Source organism: Gilliamella sp. Fer4-1, assembly GCF_001690515.1.
Lineage (GTDB): Bacteria > Pseudomonadota > Gammaproteobacteria > Enterobacterales > Orbaceae > Gilliamella > Gilliamella apicola_C.
On the sequence record NZ_LZGZ01000199.1, the window covers coordinates 1 to 4397 of the forward strand.

General features: G+C 35.8%; 3 protein-coding genes. 2 read left to right on the plus strand and 1 reads right to left on the minus strand.

From position 1 onward, the window contains the following. Positions 1–178 precede the first annotated feature (178 nt). The gene (tal, locus tag A9G30_RS07040; RefSeq protein WP_065580573.1) at positions 179–1129 is read left to right on the plus strand and encodes a transaldolase; all 951 of its coding nucleotides are present in this window, start codon (positions 179–181) and stop codon (positions 1127–1129) included. A 139-nt stretch (positions 1130–1268) separates the two neighbouring features. Continuing rightward, positions 1269–3275, plus strand: coding sequence for a transketolase (gene tkt / locus A9G30_RS07045; protein WP_065588500.1), 2007 nt, complete (start codon positions 1269–1271; stop codon positions 3273–3275). Between the two features lie 802 nt (positions 3276–4077). On the opposite strand, the gene A9G30_RS12965 is transcribed toward tkt, so the two are convergent. After that, positions 4078–4397: hypothetical protein (locus A9G30_RS12965; RefSeq protein ID WP_176700870.1), on the minus strand; the 320-nt coding region annotated here is incomplete at its 5' end.

A 4397-nucleotide genomic window follows, 5' to 3' on the forward strand; every position in this document is an offset into this window, starting at 1 on the left:
ATCAAAATAAGTGAATTTATCTTGGTAAAGCTTGATAATAACGTCTTATTTGTAGTTTGAGATGTTTGTTTTTGCCAACAATATAATGAAATCATCGGCCGATGACAAAGTCGTTTTATTATCGAATAAATGTTATTATACTTTCATTATAGTAAAGCGCTGTATGAGGATAAAAAATATGAATCAATTAGATGAATTTAAAAAACTAACAGTAGTTGTAGCTGATACAGGTGATATCGATTCGATTAAACAATTTTCGCCTGAAGATGCAACAACTAATCCCTCTCTTGTTTTAAAGGCGGCACAGCTTCCTCAATATCGGTATTTGATTGATTCTGCGATTGAAACAGCTAAAAAATTAGGTGGTAGCAAAGAACAGCAATTGATTAATGCTTGCGATCAAGTGGCAGTCAATATCGGTGCTGAAATTTTAAAATCAGTGCCAGGACGCATTTCGACCGAAGTCGATGCTCGTTTGTCTTTTGATAAACAAGCGTGTATTGAAAAAGCTCGTAAAATCATTGCGCTTTATAAAGAAAAGGGCATTGATAAGTCACGCATTTTAATTAAAATTGCATCAACGTGGGAAGGTATTAAAGCGGCTGAAGTGCTCGAAAAAGAAGGCATCAACTGTAATCTAACTTTATTGTTTTCATTTGCACAGGCACGAGCTTGTGCTGAAGTAAATGTCTTTTTAATTTCGCCTTTTGTTGGGCGTATTTATGATTGGTATCAAGCTAAAAAAACTATTGATCCTTACAATGCGGATGAAGATCCAGGCGTTATTTCTGTTCGTAATATCTTTAATTACTATAAACAGCATGGTTATAAAACCATTGTAATGGGTGCGAGCTTCCGTAAAGTCGATCAGATTTTAGCGTTAGCTGGTTGTGATAGATTGACTATTGCACCTAACTTACTTGCTGAAATGCAACAATCAAATGCCACTGTTGTTCAAAAACTTAATCCAAATCAACCTGTAGTTGCTCGACCAGAGCCAATGACTGAAGCCGAATTTAGATGGCAACATAATAGCGATGCTATGGCAGTTGAAAAGCTAGCCGAAGGAATCCGTGCTTTTGCCATAGACCAAGGCAAATTAGAAGATATGATTGGGGCATTATTATAATCATTTTGAGCACTAGGGGAGTTAACTCCCCATCTTTACCACTATTTTGTTTTGTTAATTTGACTAACGATTTCGCAAGTAATTTTACCTTGCATGTATTAACAATTTTTAACTCAAAAATTTTTTTGGAGATTACAACATGAATGCAACCTCACTATCTCACCGCGAACTGGCGAATGCGATAAGGGCATTAAGCATGGATGGCGTGCAAAAAGCAAAATCAGGCCATCCTGGAGCACCTATGGGTATGGCGGATATGGCTGAAGTCCTTTGGCGTGATTTTTTAAAGCATAATCCAACTAATCCAAAATGGGCTGATCGCGATCGTTTTGTTTTATCAAATGGTCATGCGTCTATGTTGATCTACAGTTTATTGCATCTAACAGGTTATGCGGTGACAATTGATGATCTTAAAAATTTTCGCCAGTTGCATTCAAAAACAGCAGGTCACCCTGAATATGGTTATGTGCCTGGAGTTGAAACGACCACAGGTCCACTAGGGCAAGGTATTGCTAATGCCGTTGGTATGGCTATTGCCGAAAGAACCTTAGCTGCGCAATTTAATAAGCCTGCTTACACTATTGTTGATCACCATACTTATGTGTTTATGGGCGATGGTTGTATGATGGAAGGTATTTCGCATGAAGTATGTTCGTTAGCTGGTACTCTTAAATTAGGGAAACTCATTGCATTTTACGATGATAATGGCATTTCAATTGATGGAGAAGTTGAAGGCTGGTTTACTGATGATACAGCTAAACGTTTTGAGGCTTATGGTTGGCATGTGATTAGAGGTATAGATGGTCATGATGCCAAAGCGCTAAAACAAGCCATTGAGCAAGCGCAAGCAGTAACTGATAAACCGTCATTATTAATGTGTAAAACCGTTATCGGATTTGGTTCGCCAAATAAAGCGGGTAGTCATGAAAGCCATGGTGCGCCATTAGGTGATGCCGAAATTGAAGCAACACGTAAAGCACTTGGCTGGGATTTCCCTGCTTTTGAAATTCCTAAAGCTTATTATGATGCTTGGGATGCTAAAGATAAAGGTAAGCAGTGTGAAGATGAATGGAATGCCCGTTTTGATGCGTATGCAAAAGCTTATCCTGAATTAGCCAAAGAATTTACACGCCGTGTTAATGGTGATTTGCCTGAAAATTGGTTACAAATTGCTAACGATGTGGTGAATAAATTACAAGCTAACCCTGCAACGATTGCAACACGTAAAGCATCGCAAAATGCCATTGAAGCCTTTGCACCTGCTTTACCTGAGTTTTTAGGTGGTTCAGCTGATTTGGCGCCAAGTAACTTAACTATGTGGTCAGGATCAAAAGAAATTTTAGCTAATCCTAGTGGTAATTATATCCATTATGGTGTGCGAGAGTTTGGTATGTCCGCTATCATGAATGGTATTGCATTGCATGGCGGGTTTATTCCATATGGTGCGACTTTCTTAATGTTTATGGAATATGCACGTAATGCGATTCGTATGGCTGCGCTAATGAAAATTCGGTCATTATTTGTTTATACTCATGATTCAATTGGTTTGGGTGAAGACGGACCAACGCATCAACCTGTTGAACAAATGGCTAGCTTACGTGTTACGCCAAATGTTAGCACATGGCGCCCGTGTGACCAAGTAGAGTCAGCGATTGCATGGCAATATGGTATTGAGCGCAAAGAAGGACCAACAGCATTAATCTTTTCAAGACAAAACCTAAAACAGCAAGAGCGTACAGCTGAACAACTAGCTAATGTTTATCGTGGTGGTTATATCCTAAATGATTGCACGGGCGTACCAGAATTGATTATTATTGCTACTGGTTCGGAAGTAGAGCTTGCTGTTGAAGCGTATCAACAACTGACCCAAGCAGGAAAGAGAGTACGTGTGGTATCAATGCCATCAACTGACGCATTTGATAAACAAGATAGTGCTTATAAAGAGTCAGTACTGCCATCATCAGTGACAGCTCGTCTTGCTATTGAATCGGGTATTAGTGATTTTTGGTATAAATACGTTGGGTTAAATGGCAAAGTTATTGGCATGACAACTTTTGGTGAATCAGGACCGGCTGATCAACTGTTTAAAGAATTTGGCTTTACTGTTGAAAACGTACTTACACAAGCAAAAAGTTTGCTGAAATAGGTAACAACTAGCACTCTCAGTAATGCACTAAAAAACGCCATCATTTAGATTTGTTGATGGCGTATTTAAAACTAGTATCAATTAAAAGGATTTGGGTCTTCTTTTAATTGATTAAACTGAAATAGTTTATTGGTTTTCCAGCCTTTTATTTGTATTTGCGTTTGTTCTGGTATGTCTGTTAATTTATTTAGCATATAATCATGTCGTACATCTAATTTAATTCCCAACCAGTTGCTTAATAAATAAACAAGTTGTAATCCAGATATTTGTTTATTAATTTTTTGTTGAGATTTGTTATCTGAATCAAAAAAGATAAAAGGAATTCGATAGCTATCTTTATATTCGGCATTGTGTCTTAAGTCATTATATTGGTCGGTATGAGCAAGCCCACAAAGCGAACAATAAAATAGCCTTGATTATAAGTTTTAACTTATTGATAGTTTGACTAATAAGATAAGCTATTTTCTTTGATGTTGCTCGCATAATGAATAGTCATTTCTGCACTAAGAGGTGTTTTAATGATTATTTTATTTTAAAAACCGTTAACTTATTCAAGTTGTCTTGAATTTTAATATTTTTAGCTAACTCAGCTGCTAGCGCTTTTAATAGGTATCAGCTTGTTTAATGTTTAATTAAACTTTTGGTTTTTATAAATGATTAGTCATTCTTCGGTTACTTCCTTTGTTGGTTGTAGATTGTTAATTTGAATTTTATGTAATAAATTATCTTCGCAATTAAATGATATCGATTTCTAAATATTTTTTACAACTATCGCACAATAAATTTATATAAGCTTTTTTCATTAGGTTAAGGTATTCGACATTTCTTTTAAAAATATATTTGAATATGAGCTTAAGTTATCTTGGTTTTTCCCAAATGGATGCCTTTTTCCTAATTTAATTAACCAGCGACTAAATTGATTTAAATAGGCTTTATTATCAGCATTAACTTCAAATATTGCCGAATCACAATAAGATTCGACTAATAAATCTAGCAATTGTAAAAAATCCTCATCATTTTTTAATATTTCTTCAGTTTTTAGTAGTTGAAGAGAATTCATCAAATTTATTATTTCAGGTAACGTTAAAATAGTTGGGCCATTTCTTATATTAGTCAATATTT

Excerpts from the sequence above, each read along its gene's own strand:
- tkt (WP_065588500.1), top strand. The coding sequence starts at position 1,269 with ATGAATGCAACCTCACTATCTCACCGCGAACTGGCGAATGCGATAAGG.
- tal (WP_065580573.1), top strand. The coding sequence starts at position 179 with ATGAATCAATTAGATGAATTTAAAAAACTAACAGTAGTTGTAGCTGAT.